Origin of the sequence: Roseovarius sp. A-2, from assembly GCF_002072155.1 — a bacterium.
Lineage (GTDB): Bacteria > Pseudomonadota > Alphaproteobacteria > Rhodobacterales > Rhodobacteraceae > Roseovarius.
Genome location: NZ_BDIY01000093.1, coordinates 1 through 1,022 on the forward strand (window position 1 = coordinate 1; position 1,022 = coordinate 1,022).

At 53.2% G+C, this 1,022-nt stretch carries 3 protein-coding genes; all 3 read left to right on the top strand.

Translation table 11 applies throughout. The features are described 5' to 3' along the window. A partial coding sequence (locus BHD06_RS24115) for a hypothetical protein (RefSeq protein ID WP_217805730.1) occupies positions 1-243 on the top strand: 243 nt, incomplete at its 5' end. Then, entirely contained in the window at positions 230-610 is a 381-nt protein-coding gene (locus tag BHD06_RS22715) for a type II toxin-antitoxin system RelE/ParE family toxin (RefSeq protein WP_217805731.1), read from the top strand. The genes BHD06_RS24115 and BHD06_RS22715, both read left to right, overlap by 14 nt. Continuing rightward, entirely contained in the window at positions 607-966 is a 360-nt protein-coding gene (locus BHD06_RS22720) for a helix-turn-helix domain-containing protein (RefSeq protein ID WP_080459203.1), read from the top strand. The genes BHD06_RS22715 and BHD06_RS22720 overlap by 4 nt, the downstream gene beginning before the upstream one ends. Positions 967-1,022: the final 56 nt, after the last annotated feature.

Here is a 1,022-nt window from a genome sequence, read left to right on the forward strand (position 1 = left end):
ACAATCTCGTCTGATTATTCTGCCAAGACGGACGCTGTAGCAGGAAGTTCGAACTTCCCGCTTGAACGCTCAGGCGACGAGCCTCACTTGGGGGTTTCGTGTCTTTCTGGATTGGCCAATGTTCACAACAAGTCTTTCGAAGTCTTGGCGCATCCAAGCGGCGCGGAAACGCACGAAGGTTTTGACAGACAGGGTTTATACCTATATTGGTATAGGAAGGTGAAGGTTGGTGGAAAGCAGTGAACGACCGGTCAAGTGGCTCTATGACTCGAAGAAGAAGCTACTGACCTTCCCACAGGAGGTCAGAACGCAAGTGGGCTACGCGTTGAGTGAAGCTCAAATGGGTCGCAAGGCAGTTTACGCAAAGCCTATGACCGGACTGGGAGCAGGTGTCTTCGAGATCGTGGCGGATTACGACGGCGACACCTTTCGCTCGGTCTATGCAGTTAAGCTGGGTGAGGACATCTATGTCCTGCACTCTTTTCAGAAGAAGTCCACGATCGGGATCAAGACTCCGAAGCCCGAAGTCGATCTTATCAAGGCCCGCCTGAGCCAAGTGAAGCAACACCTGGCCCAAGTGCAGAAGACAGCGAAAAGGAAGAAGAAATGACCGAAGATCATTCCCCTCTCGAGATCGAAGCCGGAAGCGGCAATGTCTTTGCAGACCTCGGTCTGGAAGATGCGCCCGAGCTGAAGCTGAAGGCCGCCATCGTCGGTCAGATCAACTCTATCCTCAACCATCGGCATCTGACCCAGGTTCAGGCGTCCGGAATTCTTGGTCTGTCGCAGCCAAAAATCTCTGCCCTCAAGAATGGCAAGCTGCGTGGCTTCTCCCTGGAAAAGCTTCTCGAGATCATGGTGAAACTCGATCGGGACGTGGAGATCGGATTCAGCAAGTCCTCCAGGAAAGAGGGCTCGCGCTACTTCATACGCAACGAAAAAGTTAGAACGCCTGTTCCAGCCTGATCTGGCGACACAACGAAGGACACGGACGGCAGGCATCTATCACCCGTGTCCTATTA

Coding starts and splice junctions, on each gene's coding strand:
- BHD06_RS22720 (WP_080459203.1), top strand. CDS start 607: ATGACCGAAGATCATTCCCCTCTCGAGATCGAAGCCGGAAGCGGCAAT.